Genomic DNA, 25,722 nt, shown 5'->3' with positions numbered 1-25,722 from the left:
GGACATGTCCTCCGGCGCGCCTGCCTCCAAGAATGGACAAGCCCTCCCCTGGGGCCGGGCAGTGGACAGTTGGTGCTTATGTCCAGTGCTGCGGGCCAGGGGAGGGCATGTGCCGTGGTGGGGGACCAGGAAGTCCGGGCTAAGGCATCAGCCCTTGAGGCACTTCCGGTAGGCGGCCATGGCTGTCCCGTAGTTCACCTGGCCCACGAGATCCCCTGGCCTGGTCGGCTTGACCGGCGGCGTGCACTTCGGCGGGACGGGGACGCTGGCCGCGACCTTCACCGCCGTTTTCACCACAGTGCCGGATTCGACGGCGGTAAGCACCAGGGTGCCCGTGCCGGCGGCGGCGCCAGCGGGAACCAACACGCTCACGTTGGCGGCGCCGGCGGTCACCGGTACCGTACCCAGGGCCGTCACGGTGCCCGCAGCGTCCGTGAACTCGGCGCGCAGCGAGGCATTCACCGGGCTGCCCAGCGAGGTGAGGTCCAGCTTCGAAACCGCCAGTGTGATGGATTCGCCGCCCTTGACCTCGGCCGCCGTCGTGTTCACGACAGCCACGGAGCGGCGGGCGAAGTCCGGCGAGACCGGGTTGTGGGCCTGCAGGTACTTGATCCAGGCGTCGCGGTCCACGAGCCCGGAGTCCTTGGTGCCCGCGCCTTCCTTGAAGATGCGGAAGTTGTCGCCGCCGGTGGCCAGGAAATTGAACGTCCCGATCCGGTAGGACTTCGCCGGGTCGATCAGTGCACCATTGACCCGGATCGAGGTGATCCGGTCACCGGCGGCGCGGGCGGCGTCGTAGGTGTAGTTCACGTTCTTGGACAGGCCCAGCTGCTGGTACGCACGGCTGGGAACCGTGCCGTCCGGGTTGGTCTGCCACTGCTGCTCCAGCAGGGTCTTGAACTGCGCACCGGTCAGGGACGTGGTCCACAGATTGTTCACGAACGGCAGCACCGCGTTGGCCTCGGCGTACGTGATCGTGCCGTCGGGGGCGTAGTACAGCTCGTTGCGCAGGCCGCCCGGGTTGACGACGCCGATTTCGGCGGCGCCGAGGTCCGGCGCCTTCAGCGCATCCACCAGGGAGTCCGCCACCAGGTTGCCGAGCGTGGACTCGCTGCTCCGGTCATCGCGCACAGCCGGGGAACCGGCGAACGCCGTCGTCATGTCCGCCGTGACCTTGCCGACAGGCTGGTTGCCGACCACCGCGGCGTCGGCCAGGGCCTTGTCCACGATTGCCTTGACGGCCGCGACGCGCGGGTACTGCGCCACAAGATCGGCTGCCGGCTGCGCGGCGCTGGTGGTGCGCTGGACGTTGCCGGCCTTGTACCCGGTCACCGACATGGTCCTGGTGTCGATGGTCAGCTGGATCTGGCCGATGAACTCGCCGTAGTTTCCGGTCTGGACGATCGGGCGGGTCTTGCCCGTGGGCTGGCCCGCCGCGTCCAGGACCGGGGCGTCCCACGCGTACTGCTTGTGGGTGTGGCCGTTGAAGATCGCCGCCACATCCGGGGTGACCTTCTGGACCATCTTGGCGAAGGGGCCGCCCGCGGCGATTTCCTGCTCCAAAGTGGCGCCCTCGGGTGCGCCCGACCCGGCGCCGTCGTGGTTCTCCACGATGATGACGTCGGCGAGCTTGTCCGCCTTGATCTTCGCCGCGACCCGGTTGATCGCGTCGACGGGGTCACCGAATTCAAGGTCCGCGATGCCTGACGGCGTGACCAGGGACGGCACCTCCTGCGTAACCGTGCCGATCACGGCGACCTTCACGCCGTTCATGTCCAGGACCGTGTATTCCGGCAGGACCGGGGTGGTGGTGCCTTTGGCGTAGACGTTGGCGCCCAGGTACGGGAACTTGGCGTTGGTCCCGCCGGCAGTGACGCGGTCGCGCAGGTCAGCCCAGCCGCCGTCGAACTCGTGGTTGCCCACCGCGGAGGTGCGCAGCTCCAGGGCGTTCAGCACGTCGATGGTCGGCTGGTCCTTGGCAATCGCCGAGGCGAACAGCGAGGCGCCGATGTTGTCGCCGGCCGAAATGAACGCCGTGGCGCCCGGGGCGGCAGCGGCGCGCAGCTTCTCGATGGTCCCGGCGAAGAACACGGTGTTGGAATCGATGCGGCCATGGAAGTCGTTGATGCCCAGGAAGTTCAGCTCAACACTTGCCGGGGTGACGGGCAAGTTCAGGCCCACCACCACGGGATCGTGGTCGCTCGCCCGGAACTGGTCCGGAGCGTAGTAGTCGGTGACGTTGTTGTTGTAGCGGCTGTACTCCAGCGCCACGGATTCCACGGAGTTGATGTTCCAGATGTCCGCGCCGGTGACGGCGGCGTTGGCCGCCGGGGAGGCGAGGATGTGGTCCAGCGAGCCCACGAGGCCGCCGAACAGGTAGGAGTGCTTGGCGGACCTGTCGGCGTTCTTGGCCTTCTCATCCTGGTTGACGTACCCGGCGCCCGTGAGGACGTTAATCGGATCCTCCTTGGCGTAGGAGTTGAAGTCACCGATCAGGAAGACCTTGTCCGTGCCCTTGGACTTCTGCAGTTCGTCGGCGAACGCCAGCAGGGACTTGGCCTGGGCGGTGCGCGCCAGGTTCGAGGCGCCCTGGCCCTTGTCGGTGTCATCCGGCGTCGCGGCGGAGCCCTTGGACTTGAAGTGGTTGGCGATCGCGATGAACTTCTTGTCATCGGAGGCGCCGACCGGCTTGAAGACCTGGGCCATCGGCTTGCGGGCGCTGGCGAACGCGACCGTGTCGTTGTGGATGATGGATTCGCCGATCGGTTCGGCGGCGGCCAACTTGTAGATGAACGCGGTGCGGATCATGTCCTCGTCCGCCAGCGGGGGTGCGTTGGCGGGCGTACGGACGTAGTCCCAGATCCCCGGCGTGGCGATGTTCAGCGCATCCACCAGCTTGGCGAGGGCGTCGTCCCGGTTCTTGCCGAACTGGGCCGAGTTCTCGACCTCCATGAGCGTGACGACGTCGGCCCCGGACTTGGAGATCGCCGCGACGATCTTGTCCTGCTGCCGCTTGAAGTTCTCCGCGTTCGCCGCGCCGCGGACGTCGCAGCCGCCCTTGACCGTGATGGGGTTGCCGTCCCGGTCCGGGTAGAACGTGCAGCCGGAGATCTGGTCGCCGGTGGTGGGGAAGTAGTTCAGCACGTTGAAGGAGGCGAGCTTGAGATTGCCGCCCACGGCTGCCGGGGTGTCCGCGCGGGTGGCGCCGAAGCTGGCCGGCTGGACGGTGTCCGCGTTGGCGGCCGTCAGCTGGGTCAGGGGCTGGAACTTCCAGGCATTGTTCGCGTAGCTGAGTACCACGTTGGTTTTGAACGTCACCGGCGCGCCGACCCGGACGTGATCGGCCGTGGTCAGGTACGGGAGCACCTGGGCCTTCGTGGCGGCGTCCTTGAGGAAGTTCGTGGTGGCGCCGTCGTCGAGCTTGATGCCGCGGGCGGCATTCGCCGCGACCGTGGCGGTGTACTCCGCAGAACCGAACGGCGCGACGGCGGTGGGCTGCGCCAGCGCGGTGGTGCCGCCGGCCAGGCCGATCTCGCCGTACTGGTTCAGCGAGAAGTTGTCCGCCACCGTGACGGGGCCCTGCGGGGTGAGCAGCATGCCTTCGAGGGACTCACGGAAGGCCTCGTCGGCGGGCAGGGCGAAGCCGGTGGCCTTGACCTCGGGTGCGGCCTCGGTGAGCTTCTTCAGATCGGCCGCCGCGGCGACGTTCAGCTGGGTCATGCCGAAGAATTCGCTGACTGCGCCGGTGAGCTCGACGTAGTCGCCGATCCTGACGGCGTCGACTGTGGACGGCGAGTAGACGAACACCGCGTCCGACGCCGCGTGGTTGGCCGGCGTGAGATCGCCGCCTGTGCCGGGGGTCTGGACGTAGTACCCGGCGAAGCCGCCGGTGGGGAACGTGGCAGTGACCCTGCCGCGGGTGGTGACCGAGGATCCTGCCAGCGGGCTTGCGGTGCCGTTGCCCTGGATTTCGGCAATGGTCTTGGCGGCCGGAGGCGTGCCCGGCCCCGGGTCCACGGGGCCGGCAGCGCCACTGGCCGCCGTCGGCGTGATGGCTGCGTTCAGTGCGAAGTCGGCGGCGTTGTTGTTGGTGTCCCCGCCGTTGCTGCGGTTGATGCTCTTGACGTCGGTGTTTCCCGACGGCGCCGCGGCCGCCTGGGCCTCGAAGGTGTTCGAGGTGCCGTAGCCGAGGAGGTCCGCGACGTTGGTCGGTTCGATGACCGAGCCTGTCGGCAGCGGGTTGAGTGCTGTGGCCTGTTTGGCCAGCACGATCGTGCCGCCGCCACCGGCCGGGTTGAAACCGGTGGCGGTGGCGTCGGCGGCCGGCAGGTCGGTGCCGGCCGTGCCGTTGCTGCCGCCCTTGAGCAGGTAGTAGCCCTTGGCGGGAATGCTGCCCGCCAGGGCTGCCACCGAGCTCGGCGCACCGGTGCCCGGGGCTGAGCGGTACTGGAGACTCCAGCCCTCCAGTGAGACCGGTGCGTCGGAGCCGTTGTACAGCTCGACAAACTTGTTCTTGAAGGCCGCGCCGGAGCTGCCGCCGCTGAGATAGGCCTCGTTGATGACCACCGGCGAGGTTCCGGTTGCTGCCGGCAACGGTTCGGTGGCGTTAGCCGGCACGGCCGCCGCCAGTGGAGCTGCTATCAGCGCCGCCGACAGTGCTGAGCCCAGCGCTGTTTTCCAGGGTGTTATTTTCATCCGCTCTAACTCTCATTAGGGTGCCCCGGGTAAAGGGCAGGGTGCAGTGCGTCCGCAGGGTGCAGCGGACAGTGGCCGGCCAGAACTCCTGGTCAAGTCGTGCCGGGCCCATCCAAACAGGGGTGAATGAACAACGTATGGACTAAACGTGCATTCGGCGGGACGCCCCCCAGCGGGACGCGCCGCAGCCTTCCCGGAGCGGCTCGAAAGCCCCGGGCGATGGTGACTGGTGATACGGGTGAGCGGTGTCCGGGTGCCTCCACCGGACGCTCCACAGCAGAATACCGGCCAGTAGCCCTCGGGGAAGGCTCTGGCCGGTATTTCCTACAACAATTTTTGTAATTAGGTGGGAAGAGCTCTGGTGTCCTGGCCGGTTAGGCGTCCGTGGCGGACTGCCCGCCCTGTCCGGTGTCAGCCACGATCTTGAACATCGCGCCCGTGGGGTCGGTCAGTGTGGCGAGCCTGCCGAACGGGGTGTTGTCCGGCCCGTCGATGACCTTGGCGCCGAGGGACACTGCCGTCTCGATGGAGGCGTCGGCGTCTTCCACGGCGAAGTAAACCTGCCAGTTGGACGGGACCTCGGCGGGAAGGTAGGCAGACGCGTCCATGATCCCGGCCTTGGCCGCCGGGCCCGCGCCCAGGGTGGTGTAGCGGAACTCCGGGGTGTCGCTCATGACGTCGGTGTCCCAGCCGAACACGTCCTGGTAGAACTTGACGGCGGCGGCGTAGTCCTTGGCGTGGAGCTCGTGCCACGCCGGGGCGCCGGGCTCGGCCGCCAGTTCATAGCCCTTCATCTCAGCCGGCTGCCACACGCCGACCGACGCGCCCGTGGCGTCGGCGATCATCGCCATGCTGCCCTGTTCGGGGACGTCCATGGGCGGCATGTAGACCTGGCCGCCGTGTTCCGTTGCCGCCTTGACGGTGGCGGCGGCGTCCTCCGAGCGCAGGTACGTGGACCACATGTCCGGCCACGCGGCCTGATCCTCCTGCTTCTGCATCAGGCCGGCGACGGACTTGCCGTCCTTCCAGGCGGTGATGTAGCCGCCGTATTTTGCTTCGTCGCCGGTCTGGTACGTCCAACCGAACAGCGCACCGTAGAACGACTTGGCCTTCTCGGCATCGGATGTCATGAGGTCGATCCAACATGGTGCGCCGTTGGAGTGCTCGGGTGTGGGCATGGAGGCTCCTGCTCTCTGTGGCGGCCGTTGACGTGCGGCCGCCGGACTCTGGTTTGTGTGGAGATGGGGTGGTGGAGACACAGAGAGACTATGACGGGGCACGGACAGTTTCAATGCATGGCCAGTCAGAGCCGGCGCGGGAATGCCGAGCGTCGGCCGTACAGGGTGAGCAGCAGGGCGGTGATGCCGAGGGCGATCATGACGACCGGGAGCACCAGCCCGTCGAATGGGGTCAGGAGGAGCGCGCCGAGAATGCCCGCGCCGAAGATAGCCAGGTTGAAGGCGACCGGGAGGAATGCATTGGCGACGTCGGCGTTGTCGCCTCCGGCGGTGGTGAGTGGTCCCTGGACCTGGGCTGATGCGCCGCCGAAGGTGAGGCCCCAGAGCGCGGCGGCGATCAGGATGGCCATTGCCGATGCATGTCCGATCAGCAGAATGAGTCCGGAAGCGACGAACACGGTGACGCTGAGGTGAAGGAGGGGCCTCGGGTGGCGGTCCAGCAGCGCACCGGTGACGGCGACCCCGACGACGGACGCGATGCCGTAGACCAGCAGGACCAGGCTGGCGGAGAGGCCGGTGCCGGTGGCCCGGAGGTAGGGGGCGATGTAGGTGTAGATGGTGCTGTGGGCGAGCATCCAGGCGACGATGACGGCCAGGATGACGGCGACGCCGGGGATCTTGAACACCCGGCCCAGGGGGAGCCGTGACGCCCGCGGTTGGCCGGCGGCGTCGGGGACGCATCCCAGGACCAGCGCAGCCACGATGCCCCCGAGGACGGACAGGGCACCGAAGGACCAGCGCCAATCGAAAGCTGTTCCGATCCAGGCGCCGAGTGGGGTGCCGAACGCGAATCCGAGGGGCGCCCCGGTGGACACGATGGCCAAGGACAACCCTGCGTGCCGGGGCGGGCTGATGCGGCGCCCGTAAGCGGCGAGCATTCCCCAGATGATTCCCGAGAACGCGCCCGCAAAGAATCGTGACACGAGTGACAACGTCACATCACGTGAGACTGCGGTGACCGTGGTGGCAAGCACGAGACCGGCGATACCGCCGAGCAGCAGCGGCTTTCGTCGCATGCCACGCGTCAGCATGATCGCGGGGATGGTGACGATGACCGTTCCGAGGGCGTATGCGCTGACCAGCAGACCCACCGTACCTTCGCCGGTGTGGAGGCCGGCGGCAATGACAGGAAGCAGGCCGGCAGGCATGGTCTCGGTGGCGACGAGGATAAATCCCATGGCGGCCAGGACCACGAGTGCGGTCAGGGGCAGTCTTTGCTGTGCGTTGTCTTCTTGTTCTCTGTTTTCTTGTGCGCTGCCCTCTGGTGTGGCGTCGACCAAGGCACTGGCTTCCTGTGCCGGTGTTCGGGTGGGGGCGGTCGTCATGCGGGTCCTTTCGTGGGTGGCGGTAATGCCTCAGCGTTGGGGTTGGTCAAGCGTGGCTGCGTAGCCACCGGAAGCGGCGCCTCGCCCGACGTCGTCGACCGTTCCGCAGGCCGCGAAGCACAGTCAACGCTCTGGCCAGTCAAGCCCGATTTCCGCGGGCGGGGGAGTCCCCGGTGAGACGTGTACCGGGAGGGAACCCCTTGTTTGGCCGCAGCGATTTACCCTTGATGCATGGATAACCGGGGTGAAGTGCGTGAGTTCCTGATGTCGCGCCGTGCACGACTGACGCCGGAACAAGCGGGCCTTGCGGCAGGCTCGAACCGACGGGTGGCCGGATTGAGGCGCAGCGAGGTTGCGGTCCTCGCCGACGTCAGCGTGGAGTACTACGCCAAGCTGGAGCGCGGTTCCATCGCCGGTGCGTCCTCGTCCGTGCTCGAATCCATCTCCCGGGCCCTCCGGCTTGACGACACCGAGCGTGCCCACTTGTTCGATCTGGCCCGCGCCGCAGACGGCATCCCGACCTCTGGACGGTCGCGCAGGCGCGCGACCGTCCAGGCAGGGGCGCGTCTGAGCCTGCAGTGGGCGCTGGAAGCGATCACCGAGGGCGTCGCATTCGTTCGCGACCCGTACCAGAACCTGCTCGCGACGAACGCGTTGGGCCGGGCGTTCTACTCTCCGGTGATCGGGGACGGCGGCCGCACCCCTAACTTGGCGCGGTTCCAGTTCCTCGACCCCGCCTCGCGCGACTTCTACCCCGACTGGGACTTGTTCGGCGAAATGTGCGTCGGCATCATGCGCGCTGAAGCCGGCCGCGACCCCCACGACCGCACCATGCAGGACCTGGTCGGCGAACTGTCGACCCGCAGTGAGACGTTTCGGACACTGTGGGGCGCCCATAATGTGCGGACTCACGGGTCCGGCACGAAACGCTTTCACCACCCCGTGGCCGGCGAACTCACGCTGGCCTACGAGGAACTGGCGATCACCGCGGAACCGGGCCTGGTCCTCTTGGTCTACACCGCCGAGCCGGGCTCGCCCTCAGCGGAACGGCTGCACCTCCTCGCCAGCTGGAGTGCAAGCGACGACGCCACGATCGAACGGCGCCGGGCAACCAGCTGAAGGAGGGAAAGTTCCGTGCCGCCAGAGAGCGTGTTACCCGGCGCCGGAGTTGCCTTAGACGTAGTTCAGGCTGACGAGCAGCGCCTTGAGCTGGGCGTATTGGTCTGTTGCCATCCAGGCCTTAGCGGCGGCCCGGGTCGGGAACGCGGGGTTGTTGAAAAGAACACTCGTGGTGAGCCCTCCGTTCCCCGTTGCAAGGAGCCCGCAGCTTGAGGTGACGCCTTTGCCCTGCTCCAGGTATCGAGGATCGCGGAGACCCATTCCGTAAAAATCGCGGGTCGAAGAGGATTCCACGGCGAACCCAAAAACAGGTTTAGTGCCGTCTGGTGCGGTCATTCCCGGAGCCTGCGCCTTATCGAACACTTCGCGGGAGGTGGGCGCAGCTGCACAACCAGTGGTAAAGCCATTTTGTAGTGAGAGCAGATCGTTGCCGGCGCCGTCGGAAACGATCGCTTCAACGCCGGGGACGGTTCGGGCAGGCGGGAGGACCGTGCGCACGGTCCAGGTCGACGGATACGTGAAGGAAATGTGGCCATCCGGGAAAGTGAACGTCTTCCGCGCAGGTGCTGCAGGCTTCGCTGACGGGGCAGGCGCCGCCACCGGGGGTGCCGCGCTGGCGGTCGGCGCCACCGGTGCTGGAGTGGCGGTTGGTGTGGCCGTCACGGTCGGCGCGGCCCCAGCCGTGGACCCGGTGGTCGAGCGCGGAGCGGCAGCGGCAGGATCAGTTCCTGGCCGTGATGCACATCCGGCAAGGACGAGGCTGAGCGCAATGCCCGCCATTGTGGCATGCGCGTAAAACCCGGTGCGGTTGAGACCCACTTAATTGTTCCCCCAATATTTGCGACGGCGGGGTGATTATCCCGCTCGAGACCTCAGTATCAGGTATGCGGCCGGAAGTTATTGTCAGGTCTGGAAGACGGTGCTGAACCGTTACCTTGGGCTGCCAGTTGGCCGCCAACACGGCCAACACTGACACCTGATGATTCTTGGGCCGGTCAGGAGTTTCACTCCGGGGCGGAGACGAGTAAGGCCGGCCGGAACGATCTTTCGATCGCCCCGGGCCGGCCTCTGAACCGCGCAAGATCTGCGCTCCCGCGGAAGGTAAGAGATTCGAACTCTTGGTACGGGGTCACCGCACACTGGTTTTCAAGACCAGCTCCATCGGCCGCTCGGACAACCTTCCCTAACGAGTAGTCTTTCATAGGCAGTCGGCTGCCACAAAAACCAAAAACACGGTGCGCTTGCGGACGTGTGCAGCTCCCCGCCATATTCTGGGGAGTGATGTTGATCGGACCTGGCGATCGCGGCGAACGTGCGCGGAGCCAGTTAGGAATCGGGAGTGCTCCATGAAGGCTGTCTATATCTCAGAGCCCGGCGGACCCGAGGTCCTGGAAGTCCGTGAGGTTCAGGCCCCGGTGGCCGGCCCCGGGGAGGTGCTGATCGACGTCGTGGCCGCGGGCCTTAACCGTGCCGATGTCCAGCAGCGCAAGGGCTTCTACCCGCCGCCCCCGGGCGCCTCCGAGGTCCCCGGGCTGGAGGTCTCCGGCCGGATCGCAGGGTTCGGTCCGGGCGTGACCAAGGCGTTTTCCGTGGGGACAAGGTGGTGGCGCTGCTCGCCGGCGGCGGATATGCCCAGAAGGTGGCCGTGCCCGCCGGTCAGGTCCTGAGGATCCCCGACGGCGTGGATCTGGTCACGGCCGCATCGCTGCCCGAGGTCGCCGCGACCGTGTACTCCAACCTGATCATGACGGCGCAGCTGCAGCCGGGCGAAACTGTCCTCATCCACGGAGCCACAGGCGGTATCGGCACCATGGCCATCCAGCTGGCCAAGGCCGTTGGCGCCCGCGTGGCCACGACGGCCGGGAACGCGGAAAAAGTCGGCACCGCCAAAGCCTTCCTCGGGGCGGACATCGCCATCAACTACGCGGAGGAAGACTTCCCGGCGAGCCTGCGCGCGCAAAACGGCGGAAAGGGCGCGGACGTCATCCTCGACGTCGTCGGGGCCAAATACCTCGAGCAGAACATCGATGCGCTCGCCGACTACGGACGCCTCGTGGTGATCGGGCTGCAGGGCGGCGCGAAGGCGGAACTGGACCTTGGCCAGCTGCTGCAGAAACGGGCCGCCATCATCGCCACCGCACTGCGTCCCCGCCCGGTCGAGGAAAAGACCGTGATCATGAACGCCGTCCGCGACGCCGTGTGGCCGATGCTGACCGACGGCAGGATCCGGCCCCTCGTGGCCAAGAGCTTCCCGCTGGACCAGGTCGCCGCCGCACACACCTACTTCGACTCCGGCGACCACGTGGGCAAGGTCCTGCTGGTCATGTAGCGGGGTGCCGGATCCGGCCTGAAACCGCAGGTCCGGGCCGACTTATTCCGTGCGGGGCATGCGCTGTTTTGCGGCAAGGACACCAAAGACGATAGCGTGGTTCCATACGCGGTATACACGCGTCTTGGGGCGCGTGTATGCTGTGTGATTTCGTGACTTAGCGATTCCGGGGGGCGCCATGTCTATCCGTCACAGTCTCCTCGCCCTCTTGCAGGACCGCCCGCGCTACGGGTACCAGCTCAGGACCGAATTCGAGGACCGCACCGGGTCCTCCTGGCCGCTGAACATCGGACAGGTCTACACCACCCTGGACCGGCTGGAACGCGACGGGCTGGTCCGCAAAGACGGCGGCGACGGCGACGGGCACGTCATCTACAGCGTCACCACGGCCGGCCGGACCGAAGTCGGCGCCTGGTTCACGGCCCCGGTATCCCGCGCGAATCCGCCCCGGAATGAACTGGCCATCAAGCTCGCCCTCGGCCTCACGATTCCCGGGACAGACGTCGGCGCCATCATCCAGGCCCAGCGGACGGTCTCCATCCGCGCGCTGCAGGACTACACCAAGTCCCGCCGCGACACGGCCGCGCTTCAGCGCCCGGCCGACACCGCCAGGCTCCTGGTGCTGGATTCCCTCATCTTCCAGACCGAAGCCGAGGTGCGCTGGCTGGACCTCTGCGAGGCCCGCCTCGTGCAGCTCAGCAACCTCCGGGCGTAGCCGGGCCGACCGCTCGTCGCGCAATCCACACCGCCGGGCGCAGGGACCCGGCCGGGACCCGCCCGCATTGGTAGGGTGCCGGAGGGCAGTTCTGTACCGGTGGACTGCCCAGCTGGGTTTCTCAAGGAGGAGACATGGGCACAATGCCAGATGGCACACAACGCGAAAGCACAAACAACCTCACGCAGGGCAGCGCGCGTGGCACCGCGCAACTCGACGACGGGGTCGTCCCGGACTCGTCCCTCCCGCCGACGTCGGTGGATGAGTCGGTCCGCGACGCCGCGGACCGCGCCTGGACGCCCGCCAAGATCGCGCTGTGGGCGGCCATTGCGCTGCTGGGCGGGATCGCCTGGTTCATGCTCGCCATCATCCGCGGCGAGACCGTCAATGCCATCTGGTTTGTGTTCGCCTCCGTCTGCACCTACCTGATCGGCTACCGCTTCTACTCCAAGGTCATTGAGCGTTACCTGACCAAGCCCAACGACCGCCGTGCCACCCCGGCCGAATACAAGGCCGACGGCAAGGACTACGTCCGGACGGACCGCAACGTCCTCTTCGGCCACCACTTCGCCGCCATCGCCGGCGCCGGCCCACTGGTGGGCCCGGTCATCGCGGCCCAGATGGGCTACCTGCCCGGCACGATCTGGATCATCATCGGCGTCGTCCTTGCCGGCGCCGTCCAGGACTACCTCGTCCTGTTCTTCTCCATGCGCCGCGGGGGCCGGTCCCTGGGCCAGATGGCCCGCGAGGAACTCGGCGTCATCGGCGGCACGGCCGCCCTCGTCGCAACCCTGCTCATCATGGTGATCATCGTGGCCATCCTCGCCCTGGTGGTTGTCAACGCCCTCGGCGAGAGCCCCTGGGGCGTCTTCTCGGTGGGCATGACCATCCCGATCGCCCTCTTCATGGGCGTGTACCTGCGCTTCATCCGGCCGGGCAAGGTCATGGAGGTGTCCGTGATCGGTTTCGTGCTGCTCATGGCTGCCATCATCGGCGGCGGCGCCGTGGCGGGCACCGAATGGGGTGCCGCGTTCTTCCACCTGGACAAGGTCACCATCGCCTGGGGCCTCATCATCTACGGCTTCATCGCAGCCATCCTGCCCGTCTGGCTCCTCCTGGCCCCCCGCGACTACCTCTCCACGTTCATGAAGATCGGCGTGATTGTGATGCTGGCGCTGGCCATCATCGTGGTCCGCCCCGAAATCACCGTGCCGGCCTTCAGCGAGTTCGCCGGCCGGGACAACGGTCCGGTGTTCTCCGGCGCCCTGTTCCCGTTCCTGTTCGTCACGATCGCCTGCGGCGCGCTGTCCGGGTTCCACGCACTGATCGCCTCCGGCACCACACCGAAGCTGATCGAGAAGGAGCGCCAGACGCGCCTGATCGGCTATGGCGGCATGCTCATGGAATCCTTCGTGGCCATCATGGCCCTCGTGGCCGCAATCTCCATTGACCGCGGCATCTACTTCGCCATGAACGCCCCCGTGGCGCTGACCGGCGGGACCGTCGAGACCGCGGCCGCGTGGGTCAACAGCCTGGGCCTGTCCGGCGTCAACATCACGGCCGGTGATCTCGCGCAGACGGCCAAGGACGTCGGGGAGCAAAGCATCGTGTCGCGTTCGGGCGGCGCGCCCACCCTCGCCGTCGGCCTTGCCCACATCATGCAGCAGTTCATCGGCGGCACCGCGATGATGGCCTTCTGGTACCACTTCGCCATCATGTTTGAGGCCCTCTTCATCCTCACGGCCGTCGACGCCGGCACCCGCGTTGCCCGGTTCATGCTCCAGGACTCGATCGGCAACTTCGTCCCGAAGTTCAAGGAACACTCCTGGCGCCCGGGTGCCTGGCTCTGCACGGCCATCATGGTGGCCGCATGGGGCGCGGTCCTGATCATGGGCGTCACCGACCCGCTGGGCGGCATCAACACCCTGTTCCCGCTGTTCGGCATCGCCAACCAGCTGCTGGCGGCCATCGCCCTCTCGGTCTGCCTGGCCATTGCCGCCAAGCGCACCGCCCCGAAGTACCTGTGGATCGTGGCGGCGCCGCTGGCGTTCGCCGCCGTCGTGACCATCACGGCGAGCTTCTACAAGATCTTCTCGCCCGTTCCGGCGGTGGGCTACTTCGCCAACAACGCAGCCTTCGCCAAGGCTCTGGCGGACGGCAAGACGTCCTTCGGGACCGCCAAGACCCAGGCCGCCATGGAGGCCGTGGTCCGCAACACCATGATCCAGGGATGGCTGTCGATCATCTTCGTGGTGCTGAGCATCATCGTCATCGTCACGGCGGTGATGGCGACCATCAAGGCCCTGCGGAACACGGCCGCGGGGCTCCCCAACGCCGAGAACGAAGACCCCGCCCGGGCCTCCCGTGTCTTCGCCCCGGCAGGGTTTGTTCCCACGGCGGCGGAGCGTGACCTCGTGGCCGAGTGGAACCAGCTCCCGGCCGGAGAACGGCTCGAAAAGTCCGGGCACCACTGATGCGGAGCCCGACGTGAACGCCGTCCTTGCCGGGGTCCGCGGCTTTGCCGCATACCTCGGCGGAGTGTTGGGCGCCGATGCCTACAAGAAGTACCTGGAACACCATGAGGCCGCCGGGCACACCAGCCCGCCCCTCACCGAGCGGGACTTCTGGCGTGACCGGACCGACCGGCAGGACACCAACCCGCAGGGGCGGTGTTGTTGAGGCGGTGCTGCTGAGCCGGTGTTGTTGAGCTGGTGCTGCTGAGCCGGTGTTGCTGAGCGGCTGATGCTGGGCAGCTGGCCCGGCCGGGCCGGGGGAGGGGCGGCGTGGGGCACAACGGTGTCCGACGCCGCCCCTCCGCTTCCGGCGGACGCCGGGTCCGGGGCGCCCGGCGCGTGAGAGTATGAAGCCATGAGCGATCAGCACGACACTCAGCCCCGCGCCCAAACTGCCGACGACGTGCCCGTCGAAGGCACACCCGTGGATGACGCCCTGCCCGGGACGCCCCTGGCGCCACCGGCTGCAGTGCCGCCCGGCCGCGCCGGTGGATCCGGTGCCGGGCCCAGGCCGCCCCGGGGCAGCGAACTTCAGGACCTCGTGGACCAGCCCGCGAAGGTCATGCGGATCGGCACGATGGTCAAGCAGTTGCTGGACGAGGTGAAGTCCGCGCCCCTGGACGACGCGGCCCGCGTCCGGCTGGCCGAAATCCACGACCGGTCCATCAAAGAACTCGAGGACGGCCTGGCCCCGGAGCTCGTTGAGGAGCTCGAACGGATCAACCTTCCCTTTCCGGAGAACGCCACCCCCTCCGACGCGGAACTGAGGATAGCCCAGGCCCAGCTGGTCGGCTGGCTTGAGGGGCTCTTCCACGGCATCCAGACGGCCATCGCGGCGCAGCACGCCGCCAGGGAGCACACCTACGCCCAAATGCAGCTGCGCCAGCTGCCGCCCGGAACCGTGATCGCGCCGGGCGTCATCATCGGGGAAAACGGCGAACCGGTCCGCGCCGCCGCGCCGCGTCACGGCGCGGAGTCCCCCGAGCCGCCCGAACCCGCGGACCCTGACCATGGCCCGGGCCAGTACCTTTAGCGCGACCTTGGGCTTCTTCAGCGCAGCACGGCAAGGCCGCAGGGACGACGCAGAACTTGGCAAGGGGCTCTGGCGGCGCGCCCACGACCGGTTCAACCGCGGACTTGACCGCTACCACCAGGTCCTTGAGGGGGTCGAAGACGAGGCCCTGTACGGCGAGCTCGTCGAGATCGCCAATCAGCTCTCCGCGCTCGCGCCCCGGGTCCGGCAGGTCTGCGTGGAGGCCCAGCGGCGCTTTCCCAGCAGTGGATTGGATATCCCGGGGCCGCTGGCAGGGGTCCACCGCGCCCTGTCGACGGCCGGCAACTCCCTGGCCATGACGGCTGAGGCGGCCGCGATGCTCCGGCTCGCAGTGGGGCCGGTCCCGGCCGGTGCCGCGTCGGTGCGCCGGCGCGCCGATTCCGTGCTGGAACAGGTCCACGACGCCGAGCGGCGGCTTGCGGAAGCCGACGGCGGCGGGCCTACGCCAGCCTGAGCCGCTACGCGAATTAGTCTCTTGCACAGGCCCGCCCCGGCATGGCTGGGGTTCCCGATATTTCCCGAAATCCCCGGGTATTCCCGGTTACGCGCCTAGCTTAGCGGCGGCCTGTCGCTGGCCGGAGGGCGCCGAAGTTGGCAGGATACTTATATGACTTTTTCACCGGAACTGACTTTCAATGACGGCAACACCATCCCCCAGCTTGGCTACGGCGTGTGGCAGGTTGAAGATGACGTGGCCGAAAAGGTGGTTGTCCAGGCGTTCGAGGCCGGCTTCCGCCACATCGACACGGCAAAGATCTACGGCAACGAAGCAGGCGTAGGCCGCGCCATCGAGCGTTCCGGCCTCAAGCCCGAGGAAATTTTCATCACCACCAAGCTGTGGAACGCGGACCAGGGCTACGAGTCCACCCTGAAGGCGTTCGAGGAATCCATGGAGCGGCTCGGCCTCGAGACCCTGGACCTGTACCTGATCCACTGGATGCAGCCCAAGCAGGACAAATACGTTGACACCTGGAAGGCCCTCATCGAGCTCCAGAAGCACGGCAGGGTCAAGACCATTGGCGTCTCCAACTTCACCAAGGAAGGCCTGCAGCGCCTGATCGATGAGACTGGCGTAGTTCCGGCCATCAACCAGGTCGAACTGCACCCGTTCTTCAGCCAGGCCGACCTGCGCGAATTCAACGCGTCCAAGGGCATCCTCACCCAGGCATGGTCGCCGCTGGGCCAGGGCGGCGAGCTCCTCGAGAGCCCCGTCATTGCCCAGATTGCCGCCAAGCACGGCGCCACCCCGGCCCAGGTTGTCATCGCCTGGCACCTGGCCATCGGCAACGTGGTCATCCCGAAGTCGGTGACCGAGTCCCGGATCCGCGAGAACTACGCGGCCCTGGACGTCAGCCTCGACGAGACTGACATCCAGGCCATTAACGGGTTGGACCGTTCCGCCGAAGATGCTGGCCGGATCGGTCCGGATCCGGCCGTCTCCGACTTCGCCTAAGCACCTCCCATGACGCCGGCAGCCAGCCGGCGATCACACAGGGCCTTCACCCCGCACGGGGTGGAGGCCCTTCCCGCCTTCCGGCACCTTCCCGCCTTCCGGCACCTTCCCGCCGTCCGCGACCGTGACCGGCCAATCCCACGCGCTCGGAGATAGACGGCCCGGACACAGGCGCCGGTCCCGAAAGCCCCCGGAGTCAGGCGGCGGCCCGGCGCTCTTTCGCCGGAATTGCATCGACCACGGCCCAGCCGTCTTCGCCCGCAACGCAGCGGCTGGCGAAGCGGTCTGCGGCGGCAGCGTCATCGAAGCTCTCGGTGCGGATCCGGCCGCAGTCGGTGTCCAGGTAGGTGACCGCGAAATACAGTGCGCCGTCCTGTGCGTCGTTGAAATCCGCCTCAAAATCTGACTCGATATCATGGCGGAAACTCTGCTGGAAATTCTGGTTGTTCTCCATGCTTCCAGTGTGCGACTGACCTCCGACACTAAGACTTCACTCCTCCGGCGTGTTGCCGAGCCGCAGCACCCGTTCACGCGCCAGGACTTCCTTGCGTCGCTGGCGGTCGGCGGCCCGTGCCGTCTGCTGCGCCAAAGCCGCCGCCAGCTCGTGATTCTTCCGGGCCGTTTTGAGACCGGCTTCTGCCGCGTCCAGACGCCGCCTGAGCTCGCGCACCTCGTCGGCCAGCAGGGTGGTTTCCGCCGTCACCTCCGCCAGCTCCGCGGCCGCGCGGCCTGCCTCCTCGTCGGTTTCCGCGGCGGCCACTTCGGCTGCCTCCAGGGCGGCCCGCGCCCGTTCCACCGCCGACGGCGTGGGCGTCATCCGTGCCGTGCCGACGGCCCGGAGGCGGGGTTGTTCCGTTGTCGGCTTTCCGCCGGCAGTTGTGCCACGCTGTGCGGTCCGGTCCGCCGGTTCTGTCCCGCCGGCGCCGGGCGCTGGTTCTGTCCCGCGGACGCTGGCCGTTCCAGGCGCGGCTCCAGTGCCGGGCACCGTCGCCGCATGGCTCCCCGGGACAGCCACTGCGCCGGCGAGATCGACGACGTCGACCCCGTCCGCCGAGAGCGCCCGGAGCAGGCAGCCGCTTTGCACGGCGGCGGCGGCCCCCGGATCGGCGGTGGCGGCCCGCAGGGTCTGCTCCACTTCCGTCGCGACGGCGGCGCTGATGGCCCGTCCGTGCCGGGCCGCCAAGGCCTGTGCCGCCTTCACCGTGCTGCCGAGGAGCTGGCGCCGCTGCTGGGCGAGGCGACGGAGGTCCGCTGCATCCAGGGCATCCTGTGCGGCCTGCATCGACGTCCCCAGCGCAGCCAGCTCCCGCAGGATTTCGGGGCTGTGCGCCGCCAGCATGTTCACCGCCCACGCCGCCACCGACGGCTTGGGCAGGGCACGGACTGCGGCCGCCAGGGCACGCTGCTCGGCGGCGGTGACGCCCGCGGAACTGACGTCTTTGGCCGCCGCCGTTCTAGCAGCCACGAAATCCCCGTAGGGCAATGCATAGAGCGGTCCGGCAATGCCCGCTAGTTCCCGCGATCCCATGCAAGAATCATAGGAGTCTGGCCCCGCCGCGAGTTCGCTGCCCCATCATCAGACCCGGTGCCGTCACGTTCTGGAGGAGATTTCACTTGATCGAAATTGGTGGGCTCCCGGCCCATGTCCTGCTCGTCCACGCCGTAGTGGTATTAGCGCCCATCGCAGGTCTTGGCGCCATCGTTTATGCCGTGGCACGGCGCTGGTGGGGCTACTTGGCCTGGCCCCTGGGCGTGTTGTCACTGGGGCTGGTGCCAGTAACACTCTTGACCGCGCAGGCAGGCGAGCAGTTGGAGAAAGTCCGTCCGGCGTCGGCGGTGGTCCACGAGCACGCCCAGGAAGGCGACGTACTCAAAGTGCTTTCCGTGATCTTCTTCATCCTGGTCGCGGCAATGTTGATAGTCACCTACGAGCCCTTTGGCCGGCGCCTGGCGTTCCTTGGCGGCCTTCGGAGCAACGGGATTGTCCGGGGAGCCGTCCTGATTGCCGGCGCCCTCGCGGGGGGCTTCTTCATTTACCAGAGCATCATCACGGGACATTCCGGCGCGGCCTCGGTCTGGGCGCGCTAACTCAGCCCATCCGCGGGCCCTTGGCCAGGTGATGCGTGCCGGGCCCGGTGCAGCGTGACGAGCAGCAGGACGAAGGCCGTTGCCTGCAGTGCGGCCACGGCAGCGATGAGCGCCGGCCGTGCGCCGTAAAGTGACCCGTACAGGGCGCCGCCGGCCAAGGCACCGGCGCCCTCGAACGCCGCGAACACCCCGTGCGCCGTGCCCTGCCGGGGTTGGGGCACCAGATCGGCAACCAACGCCTTGACCGTGGAGTCCTGGATGCCGGTGGCGGCGCCCCAGACCAGGACGCCCGCGAGCACGAGCCCGGCGCTCGGCGCCAAGGCCAGCACGGGCACCCCCATAATCAGCACGGGCAGTGCCAGGAGCACGGACGCCCCGGCGCGGTCGTACAGGACGCCACTGGCGAGGGCCCCCACGGCGCCGGCCCCCATGGCGCCGGCGTACAGCAGCGGAACCACCGGGACGGGGACGGCCACGTCGGCCGTCAGGTGATAGGAGATGACGCCAAAGGCGACCAGTCCGGCGCTCCAGAAGAACCCGGCCAACGCGAACAGGATGAAGACGCTGGAGAGCGCCGACGGCGGCCGCCCGGCGGGTTTCCCGCGGGGCGGCTCCGGCAGGTCGGAGGGGTCGGCCGCAGGCCTGTCCGCGCCGGGATCCCGGACGCGGCGGCGCAGCCACACGAGAATCGCCAGCGCCGCCGCCGCCGGAATGATGAGCACCGCAAAGGCTGCCGGCAGTGAGCCGGTGGCAACCAGCACCGCCGAGACGAGCAACGGGCCCAAGAGCGCCCCGGCCAGATCGAGGGACTTGTGGACGGCGAAGCCGCGGCCCCGGCCAACCGGCCCGGCAACGGTGGCGAGCAGCACGGTTTTCGCCGGGCTGCGGACGGCTTTGCCGACCCTGTCCCCGATGATGAGCACGGCCGCCAGGGCCATCCCGGCGGTCCCGGCGAACGGCGTCAACGCCAGCAGCGGGACGCACACCGCCGTCAGCACATAGCCGGCCATCGTGAAAGTCCAGTACTTCCCGGTGCGGTCCGCCCAGGGGCCGAACACCAGCCGGAGTCCCTGGGACGCGGCTTCGGCGGCGCCGGTCACGAGGCCGACGAACAGCGCGGACGCACCGAGCTGAGCCAGCAGGGGACCGCCGAGCGGGCGGGCGCCGTCGGACACCATGTCCGCGGCGAGGCTGACCAGGCCGAAGCCGACAACCGGGCCCCACAGCCGGTGCCGCCAATTCCCGGTTTGGCCGGACCGCGACGGCGGGTATTGCTGGCCGGCTGGCATCCTGCGCCGGGGCCGTTCCATTTCCTAAGGCTGACGGACGGCCCGGAAAAAGACAATACGCAGGTCAGGGGCCTGTCGCGGGGTCGAGGCGCAGAAGGAAATATTGGCCAAAGAGGTTCTTTCTGGGCGGCAGCTTGGTACTTTTTGAGAGCCGATCCGTATTGTGCGGGCCGGGGGGACCCACAATGACGGACTGAAAGGCAACACACCCATGAGCTCGGACGGCACCCACCGGCACCCGCCGGAAGGGGCCCTCATCCTCGGTGCCGCCCCGCGCGCCAAGAGCCGCACCAACCAGGCCGCACCTGCACGCCATTCTCACGGAGGAACTGTGAAACCGTTTTCGAATCCCCCACTCCACGCCGGGGGAAGGGGCCCGAGCCTCACTGCCACACTTCTGGGCATCGCTGTGGCTGCCGGACTGGCCCTCACCGGCGTCGTCGCGGCCTCGCTTCCCCTGGCCTCTGCCGCCACAACGCCGCCCACCGGCTGGCTGCACACCTCTGGCGGGAGGATCCTGGACTCGAACAACGCCCCGTATACGATCAAGGCCGCGTCCTGGTTCGGCATGGAAACCACCGACTGCATGCCGCACGGGCTCTGGGGAACACTGACCATCGACGAGGCCCTGGCCAACATCAAATCGATGGGATTCAACACCGTCCGCCTGCCGTTCTCCAACGAGTGCCTGGCAGCGGCATCCATCAAGGGCAACCTGAACTACTGGGCCAACCGCGCCTACGCGCTGGAGGGCAAGACGCCCCTGGTCCTGATGGACACGGTGATCGCCCGCGCGAAGGCCAACGGCCTGCAGATCATCCTGGACCGGCACCGGCCGTCCTCTGCCGACCAGTCCCCGCTCTGGTACACCTCCGCCTACCCGGAGTCGAAGTGGATCGCTGACTGGCAAATGCTCGCCGCCCGCTATAAGAACGAACCCACCGTCATCGGCGCCGACCTTCACAATGAGCCTGCCGGGGCGGCGACGTGGGGCGGCGCCGCGGCCACCGACTGGCAAGCCGCGGCCACCCGCGGCGGCAACGCCGTCTTGGCCTCCAACCCCAACCTGCTGATCATCGTTGAGGGCATCGAGAACCAGGGCAACGGCACCTCCACCTGGTGGGGCGGCGGCCTGGCCGACGTCAAGAACAAGCCGGTCACCCTGGCCACGCCCAGCCGCGTGGTCTATTCCCCGCATGACTACCCGGCGTCGCTGTTTGCGCAGAAGTGGTTCAGCGACCCCACCTACCCCAACAACCTGCCGGCCGTGTGGGATGCCAACTGGGGTTACATCCAGAAGCAGGGCATCGCCCCGGTTCTGCTCGGAGAGTTCGGGACCGCGCTGCAGACCACGTCGGACAAGCAGTGGATGGAGAAGATCGTCTCCTACCTCGGGACCAATTCCATGAGCTTCGCGTATTGGGCGTTCAACCCGAACAGCGGCATTACCGGAGGCCTTGTCCAGGCGGACTGGCGCACCCCGGAGGCCGCCAAACTGGCCGCGCTCGCGCCCATCCTGAACGGCACCCCGACGCCGACCGCCACCGCGACGCCGACCGTCACCGCGACGCCGACCGTCACCCCGACGCCGACCGTCACCGCGACGCCGACGCCGACCGTCACGCCCACGGCCACGGCGACGCCGACGCCGACCGCCACGCCGACGCCCTCGCCGTCTCCCACCCCTACATCGGGCGCGCCGATCAGCGCGGTTTGGAAACTCGGCAGTTCATGGACCGGCGGCTACGTGGCCAATATTGAGGTCACCGGCCTCCGGGCGGCGGCCGGTTGGAGCGTGAGCTGGCCCGATCCGAACGTCACCCGGGTGGCCAACTCCTGGGGCATCAGCTGCACGGTACTCCCCAAGGTGTCGGTGACCTGCAGCGGCTCGGACTGGGCCACCAAGGTCGCCGCCGGCCAGAAACTGTCCGTAGGCCTGCAGGTGGATTCGCTGAAGGCTCCCGTGAACCCGGTGCTCACCCTGAAGTAGCCGGCCGTGCAAGGACGCCCTCACCGCGCAACGTGTTGACGAGAAGCAGCCTGGAGCCGCGGCCACAGCTGCACGTGAGCGACTCCATGCTCCGGCCTGCGCGGGCGCGGAACGGGGCGCGGGTAATCTGGTCATTTTCGCCGCACTCATGATAGGCATGAACATCTCCCGCTCCGCCGCCACCAAGTCCCTGACCGTCCTTGCCGGCCTGCTTCTCGCAGGCTCCCTCGCCGGCTGTGATGCCGCAGCCCACGTTGGCGCCAAAGTCGCTGACGCCGTGCACAGCGCGGCCGCGTCCCAGGCTCCCGGCACCGGCACCGGCACCGGCACCGCGCACCCGGGCGAGGCCGCCGCGGCCGTAGCCCAGCTGGCGTCCATCCCGTTGAAGGGCAAGGCCCCAAAGACCGGGTACAGCCGCGGGCAGTTCGGTCCCGCCTGGTCCGATGTGGACCACAACGGCTGCGACACGCGCAACGACATGCTCCGCCGTGACCTCACCGACGTGACGACCAAGCCCGGGACCAGGGATTGCGTCATCGCCTCCGGCAAGCTTGCAGACAAATACACCGGCAAGACCATCACCTTCACCCGTGGTGAGAACTCGGCGGACGTCCAGATCGACCACATTATTCCCCTGTCGCTGGCCTGGCAGACCGGCGCCCAGCAGATCAGCGCCGGCCAGCGCCTCCAGCTCGCCAATGATCCGCTGAACCTGATGTCCGCCGACGGCCCCGCGAACCAGCAGAAGTCAGATTCCTCGGCCGATGCTTGGCTGCCAGCCAACAAGGCGTTCCGGTGCGAATACGTCGCCCGCCAGACTGCTGTGAAGGCCAAGTACAAGCTGTGGATGACCCGTCCCGAGCACGACGCCATCGCCGGGATTCTCGCCACCTGCAAGTAGCGGCACCGCATCCCTGAGGGGTACCTTCGGCTGCGCCGCCTAACCCGCGCCCAACCCGCGACCAAACGTCCGTCTCGTCGAGCAGCTTCCGTCCCTAAGGACGGCACACCAAGGTGTCGGCCCGTTCTGCTCCCTGACCTGCGGAAACATTCCGGGATGCCATAGTGCCCACGGGACGAAAACGCCGGTAGCATGACAGCCGGGGGCCCGCTGGGGTGCCCGGTATTGGGGGGACCATGGCACAACCGCGCCGGCTACTCGGCAGCAGTCTAAGCTCCGTCATCGCAGGCCGTCACCGCCTCGAGGTCCACAACGCGCAACGCCGCGGAGCCGAGCGTGCCCAGACCCATGTCCAGCCCCCGCCGAGCCAGGCGCCACACTTCAGCGATTCCGCCGCGGCCGACGGCCCCTGACCCTCCCGGATCCACCCGCCACACCAGTGAAGGAGCATCACTTGTCAGATCCGCATAATTCTCAGCAAGGCACCGGCCGGCAGATGTGGCCCAGCGAGCAGCCCCGGCAGAACCCGGGGTGGGCGCCGAACCCGTACGCCGCTGCGGCATACCCGGCTCAGGGATCCGGGCCCGTGCCACTCTGGGCACCGCTCTACGGCGCTTCCCTGCCAGAGGCCGCGTCGCGGTTCTTCAAGAAGTACGGGACGTTCTCCGGCCGCGCCAGCCGGAGCGAATACTGGTGGTGGATGCTCGTCTCCGGACTCGTCTCGATCGTCTTGAACGTCATCATGTTTGCCGGTGGCGCGGCCGGCGCAAAACTGGGCCCCAACGGCGCCAGCGTCCCCGGCCCCGCCTATATGATCGGGCTGATCCTGGCAGCCGTCTGGTTCCTGGCAGTCATTGTCCCGTCCCTGGCCCTGACGGTCCGTCGCCTCCACGACTCGAACTTCAGCGGCTGGATGTACCTCATCGTCCTCATCCCGTTTATCGGCGGGATCATTCTCCTCGTCTTCACGCTGCTGGAATCAAAACCCGAGGGCCAGCGCTTCGACGTCCCCGCATAAGCATCCGGTCGCACCCACTGACCCCGCACGAACTACAAGAAGGCCCTGCCGCCCCTGTGGGCTGCGGGGCCTTCTTCTGCCATAGGTGTGCCCTGGCCCTATGCGGCGCCGTACGGCCCCGTCCCGCCGCAACCAATAAAAAACCCCGTATCCCCGTTAAGTCAACGGTGATACGGGGTTCTTCCCGAGCTTCCTGCCAGAATCGAACTGGCGACCTTCTCATTACGAGTGAGACGCTCTACCAACTGAGCTAAGGAAGCAACCACATGAATGCCCGGCGAACCGGGCGGATCATGCAAGAGACAACTGTAATAGAGTCCCGGCGTCCGGGTCAAAATGAGCGACCGAAGCCGCCATGCGGCCCCGTCACGGACCTAGCAGACCGTGTTGTCCGCCGGGGCCTTTCCGTCCACCAGGTAGTCATCGACCGCGTTGCCGATGCAGCTGTTGGAACGGCCGTACGCCGTGTGGCCCTCACCCTTCCAGGTCAGCAGCGAGGCGTTCCCAAGCTGCTTGCGCAGCGAACTGGCCCATTCCACGGGGGTAGCCGGGTCGCCGGTGGTTCCAACTACGACAATCGGGGCCGAGCCCTTGTACTCGATCGGGGCAGGGGTCCGGACGTTCTTGTACGGCCAGTCCTTGCAGTTGCTGCCGCCATAGGCGAAGTAGTAGCCCAGGGTGGGCGACAGCTGGCGCAGCTTCTGGTCCTCGGCCCGCATGGACGCGGTGTCGGACACCATCGGGTAGTCCAGGCAGTTGATGGCGTTGAAGGCGAAGGTGCTGTTTGACGTGTAGGTGCCGCTGGGATCGCGGTCGGCGCCGAAGTCGGCCAGTTGCAACATGCCCGTGCCGTCGCCGGCCAGGGCGGTGGCGAGCGCACGGGTGAGGATCGGCCAGTTGTCATCGTTGTAGAGCGGGATGATGAGGCCGCTGACAAACGTGGAGCCCGAGACCTTCCGTCCGTCCTTCGCCGGCAGCGGGTTCGCCTCGGCCGCGCTGATGGCGTTGTGGATCTGCTGGACGCCTTCCTCGGTGCTTCCCGTGAGGGGGCATCCGGACGTCTGCTGGCATTTGGCGACATAGGCGTGGAGGGCCTTGTCGAAGGCCACGGCCTGGTCGCGGGTCAGTTCCTCGTTGCTCAGCGACGGGTCCATGGCGCCGTCGAGGACCAACCGGCCCACATTGTCCGGAAACAGCGACGCATAGGTGGAGCCCAGCAGGGTCCCGTAGGAGTAGCCGAGGTAGTTTAGCTTTGAGTCGTTGGCCACGCCGCGCAGGATGTCGAGGTCCTTGGCGGCGCTGAAGGTGTCGATGTGGGCCAGCACCGGTCCGGTTTTCTCCACGCACTTGGCAGCGATGGCCTTGTTGTCGGCCAGGGCCTCGTCCAGTCCGGCGTCGGTGTCCAGGGCGTAGGTCTTGGCGCGTGACGCGTCGCGTTCCTTGTCCGTGAGGCACGTGACCGGGGCGGAGCGCTTCACACCGCGGGGGTCGAAGCCCACGATGTCGTAGGCGGACCGGACTTTGTCCGAAATGTTGGTGTTGGCCGCATCCCTGACGAAGTCGTACCCCGAGCCGCCCGGGCCGCCCGGATTGACCATCAGGGTGCCCTTCTTGTCACCTGTCGTGGCGAGCTTGATGGCGGCAAGCTCGATGCGTTCGCCGTCGGGCTTGCTGTAGTCCAGCGGAACCTTGATCTTGGCGCACTGGAAGTTGCCTTCACACGGTTTCCAGTCGACCTGCTGGGAGTAATAGCTGCGCAGTTCGGCCGGCGCGGCCGCCACGATTGACGGGTCCGCCTGCCCCGCTGTCCCCGATGCCGGCGCACTGGACCCGTTGCCGCCCCCGCCGCCGAAAAGGGTGCACGAGGCCAGCGTGAGGGCCAGGGCCACGGCGCCGACGGCCCGCATGCCGATCGCCAGGGATCGGGATCTTGCGGACTTGGGTCGAGCAGGCTTCATGCGGTTCTCCTTGGAGGCTAGGAACGAAAGCGAAGAT

19 protein-coding genes, 2 tRNA genes and 1 pseudogene are annotated in these 25,722 nt (G+C 67.5%); 12 read left to right on the top strand and 10 right to left on the bottom strand.

The features are described 5' to 3' along the window. Positions 1–147 precede the first annotated feature (147 nt). From AC1DNG_RS18975 to AC1DNG_RS18965, 3 genes are all read right to left on the bottom strand, one after another. A complete protein-coding gene (locus AC1DNG_RS18975; RefSeq protein WP_476888002.1) occupies positions 148–4,695 on the bottom strand; it encodes an ExeM/NucH family extracellular endonuclease in 4,548 nt (1,515 codons plus the stop codon). 374 nt (positions 4,696–5,069) lie between these two features. After that, on the bottom strand, positions 5,070–5,873 hold the full coding sequence (locus tag AC1DNG_RS18970) for a VOC family protein (RefSeq protein WP_230009777.1): 804 nt from the start codon (positions 5,871–5,873) through the stop codon (positions 5,070–5,072). Positions 5,874–5,998: 125 nt separating this feature from the next. Further along, positions 5,999–7,258 (bottom strand): MFS transporter, encoded by a 1,260-nt coding sequence (locus AC1DNG_RS18965; protein WP_476888001.1) that lies wholly within the window; start codon positions 7,256–7,258, stop codon positions 5,999–6,001. Positions 7,259–7,489: 231 nt separating this feature from the next. Here AC1DNG_RS18965 and AC1DNG_RS18960 point away from each other — a divergent pair, with 231 nt between their 5' ends. Next, entirely contained in the window at positions 7,490–8,377 is an 888-nt protein-coding gene (locus AC1DNG_RS18960; protein WP_476850606.1) for a helix-turn-helix transcriptional regulator, read from the top strand. Between the two features lie 54 nt (positions 8,378–8,431). On the opposite strand, the gene AC1DNG_RS18955 is transcribed toward AC1DNG_RS18960, so the two are convergent. Together AC1DNG_RS18955 and AC1DNG_RS18950 are read right to left on the bottom strand one after the other, a co-directional pair. Then, complete coding sequence (locus AC1DNG_RS18955; RefSeq protein ID WP_476888000.1) at positions 8,432–8,875, bottom strand: hypothetical protein; 444 nt, start codon at positions 8,873–8,875, stop codon at positions 8,432–8,434. A gap of 597 nt (positions 8,876–9,472) precedes the next feature. After that, positions 9,473–9,560: transfer RNA gene (locus AC1DNG_RS18950), tRNA-Ser, on the bottom strand. Positions 9,561–9,723: 163 nt separating this feature from the next. On the opposite strand from AC1DNG_RS18950, the pseudogene AC1DNG_RS18945 reads away from it, so the two are divergent. The 7 genes and pseudogenes from AC1DNG_RS18945 to AC1DNG_RS18915 all read left to right on the top strand — a co-directional run bounded on the left by AC1DNG_RS18945 (position 9,724) and on the right by AC1DNG_RS18915 (position 16,441). Beyond that, positions 9,724–10,706, top strand: a pseudogene (locus AC1DNG_RS18945) (NAD(P)H-quinone oxidoreductase). Positions 10,707–10,884: 178 nt separating this feature from the next. Continuing rightward, positions 10,885–11,421 (top strand): PadR family transcriptional regulator, encoded by a 537-nt coding sequence (locus AC1DNG_RS18940; RefSeq protein ID WP_476887999.1) that lies wholly within the window; start codon positions 10,885–10,887, stop codon positions 11,419–11,421. Positions 11,422–11,555: 134 nt separating this feature from the next. Next, positions 11,556–13,895 carry a carbon starvation CstA family protein gene (locus AC1DNG_RS18935; protein WP_476887998.1) on the top strand — a complete coding sequence of 780 codons (2,340 nt, stop codon included), beginning with the start codon at positions 11,556–11,558 and terminating at the stop codon, positions 13,893–13,895. Positions 13,896–13,908: 13 nt separating this feature from the next. After that, positions 13,909–14,100 carry a YbdD/YjiX family protein gene (locus tag AC1DNG_RS18930; RefSeq protein WP_476874209.1) on the top strand — a complete coding sequence of 64 codons (192 nt, stop codon included), beginning with the start codon at positions 13,909–13,911 and terminating at the stop codon, positions 14,098–14,100. Between the two features lie 189 nt (positions 14,101–14,289). Beyond that, entirely contained in the window at positions 14,290–14,967 is a 678-nt protein-coding gene (locus AC1DNG_RS18925) for a bacterial proteasome activator family protein (protein WP_028276362.1), read from the top strand. A 7-nt stretch (positions 14,968–14,974) separates the two neighbouring features. Next, positions 14,975–15,442 carry a hypothetical protein gene (locus AC1DNG_RS18920; RefSeq protein ID WP_230007903.1) on the top strand — a complete coding sequence of 156 codons (468 nt, stop codon included), beginning with the start codon at positions 14,975–14,977 and terminating at the stop codon, positions 15,440–15,442. Between the two features lie 153 nt (positions 15,443–15,595). Next, entirely contained in the window at positions 15,596–16,441 is an 846-nt protein-coding gene (locus AC1DNG_RS18915; protein ID WP_476887997.1) for an aldo/keto reductase, read from the top strand. Between the two features lie 196 nt (positions 16,442–16,637). On the opposite strand, the gene AC1DNG_RS18910 is transcribed toward AC1DNG_RS18915, so the two are convergent. Together AC1DNG_RS18910 and AC1DNG_RS18905 are read right to left on the bottom strand one after the other, a co-directional pair. Next, positions 16,638–16,895: a hypothetical protein gene (locus AC1DNG_RS18910; protein WP_308443740.1), complete on the bottom strand. Its 258-nt coding sequence runs from the start codon at positions 16,893–16,895 to the stop codon at positions 16,638–16,640. A 36-nt stretch (positions 16,896–16,931) separates the two neighbouring features. Then, on the bottom strand, positions 16,932–17,969 hold the full coding sequence (locus AC1DNG_RS18905; protein ID WP_476857936.1) for a hypothetical protein: 1,038 nt from the start codon (positions 17,967–17,969) through the stop codon (positions 16,932–16,934). Between the two features lie 86 nt (positions 17,970–18,055). Here AC1DNG_RS18905 and AC1DNG_RS18900 point away from each other — a divergent pair, with 86 nt between their 5' ends. Next, complete coding sequence (locus AC1DNG_RS18900; RefSeq protein WP_476887996.1) at positions 18,056–18,529, top strand: hypothetical protein; 474 nt, start codon at positions 18,056–18,058, stop codon at positions 18,527–18,529. On the opposite strand, the gene AC1DNG_RS18895 is transcribed toward AC1DNG_RS18900, so the two are convergent. Next, positions 18,526–19,839: an MFS transporter gene (locus AC1DNG_RS18895; RefSeq protein ID WP_476887995.1), complete on the bottom strand. Its 1,314-nt coding sequence runs from the start codon at positions 19,837–19,839 to the stop codon at positions 18,526–18,528. The genes AC1DNG_RS18900 and AC1DNG_RS18895 overlap by 4 nt on opposite strands. Positions 19,840–20,029: 190 nt before the next feature. On the opposite strand from AC1DNG_RS18895, the gene AC1DNG_RS18890 reads away from it, so the two are divergent. The 3 genes from AC1DNG_RS18890 (at position 20,030) to AC1DNG_RS18880 (ending at position 23,727) form a co-directional block, all read left to right on the top strand. Further along, positions 20,030–21,808 (top strand): cellulase family glycosylhydrolase, encoded by a 1,779-nt coding sequence (locus tag AC1DNG_RS18890; protein WP_476887994.1) that lies wholly within the window; start codon positions 20,030–20,032, stop codon positions 21,806–21,808. A gap of 148 nt (positions 21,809–21,956) precedes the next feature. Then, a complete protein-coding gene (locus AC1DNG_RS18885; RefSeq protein WP_476874214.1) occupies positions 21,957–22,709 on the top strand; it encodes an HNH endonuclease family protein in 753 nt (250 codons plus the stop codon). Positions 22,710–23,205: 496 nt separating this feature from the next. Then, positions 23,206–23,727, top strand: coding sequence for a DUF805 domain-containing protein (locus AC1DNG_RS18880; RefSeq protein WP_476874222.1), 522 nt, complete (start codon positions 23,206–23,208; stop codon positions 23,725–23,727). Between the two features lie 187 nt (positions 23,728–23,914). Here AC1DNG_RS18880 and AC1DNG_RS18875 read toward each other — a convergent pair. Continuing rightward, positions 23,915–23,987: transfer RNA gene (locus AC1DNG_RS18875), tRNA-Thr, on the bottom strand. A 114-nt stretch (positions 23,988–24,101) separates the two neighbouring features. Continuing rightward, positions 24,102–25,685 carry an alpha/beta hydrolase gene (locus tag AC1DNG_RS18870; protein WP_476870943.1) on the bottom strand — a complete coding sequence of 528 codons (1,584 nt, stop codon included), beginning with the start codon at positions 25,683–25,685 and terminating at the stop codon, positions 24,102–24,104. Between the last annotated feature and the right edge of the window lie 37 nt (positions 25,686–25,722).

This window comes from Arthrobacter sp. 01T425 (genome assembly GCF_056398725.1).
Note: the sequence above shows the minus strand (reverse complement) of the source record. Positions and strands in the feature narration are given on the sequence as shown.

What these genes read in the sequence shown, in the direction of transcription:
- AC1DNG_RS18975 (WP_476888002.1), bottom strand. Translation starts at nt 4,695, where the DNA reads ATGAAAATAACACCCTGGAAAACAGCGCTGGGCTCAGCACTGTCGGCG.
- AC1DNG_RS18970 (WP_230009777.1), bottom strand. Translation starts at nt 5,873, where the DNA reads ATGCCCACACCCGAGCACTCCAACGGCGCACCATGTTGGATCGACCTC.
- AC1DNG_RS18965 (WP_476888001.1), bottom strand. Translation starts at nt 7,258, where the DNA reads ATGACGACCGCCCCCACCCGAACACCGGCACAGGAAGCCAGTGCCTTG.
- AC1DNG_RS18960 (WP_476850606.1), top strand. Translation starts at nt 7,490, where the DNA reads ATGGATAACCGGGGTGAAGTGCGTGAGTTCCTGATGTCGCGCCGTGCA.
- AC1DNG_RS18940 (WP_476887999.1), top strand. Translation starts at nt 10,885, where the DNA reads ATGTCTATCCGTCACAGTCTCCTCGCCCTCTTGCAGGACCGCCCGCGC.
- AC1DNG_RS18935 (WP_476887998.1), top strand. Translation starts at nt 11,556, where the DNA reads ATGGGCACAATGCCAGATGGCACACAACGCGAAAGCACAAACAACCTC.
- AC1DNG_RS18925 (WP_028276362.1), top strand. Translation starts at nt 14,290, where the DNA reads ATGAGCGATCAGCACGACACTCAGCCCCGCGCCCAAACTGCCGACGAC.
- AC1DNG_RS18915 (WP_476887997.1), top strand. Translation starts at nt 15,596, where the DNA reads ATGACTTTTTCACCGGAACTGACTTTCAATGACGGCAACACCATCCCC.
- AC1DNG_RS18910 (WP_308443740.1), bottom strand. Translation starts at nt 16,895, where the DNA reads ATGGAGAACAACCAGAATTTCCAGCAGAGTTTCCGCCATGATATCGAG.
- AC1DNG_RS18905 (WP_476857936.1), bottom strand. Translation starts at nt 17,969, where the DNA reads ATGGGATCGCGGGAACTAGCGGGCATTGCCGGACCGCTCTATGCATTG.
- AC1DNG_RS18895 (WP_476887995.1), bottom strand. Translation starts at nt 19,839, where the DNA reads ATGGAACGGCCCCGGCGCAGGATGCCAGCCGGCCAGCAATACCCGCCG.
- AC1DNG_RS18890 (WP_476887994.1), top strand. Translation starts at nt 20,030, where the DNA reads ATGAGCTCGGACGGCACCCACCGGCACCCGCCGGAAGGGGCCCTCATC.
- AC1DNG_RS18885 (WP_476874214.1), top strand. Translation starts at nt 21,957, where the DNA reads ATGATAGGCATGAACATCTCCCGCTCCGCCGCCACCAAGTCCCTGACC.
- AC1DNG_RS18880 (WP_476874222.1), top strand. Translation starts at nt 23,206, where the DNA reads ATGTGGCCCAGCGAGCAGCCCCGGCAGAACCCGGGGTGGGCGCCGAAC.
- AC1DNG_RS18870 (WP_476870943.1), bottom strand. Translation starts at nt 25,685, where the DNA reads ATGAAGCCTGCTCGACCCAAGTCCGCAAGATCCCGATCCCTGGCGATC.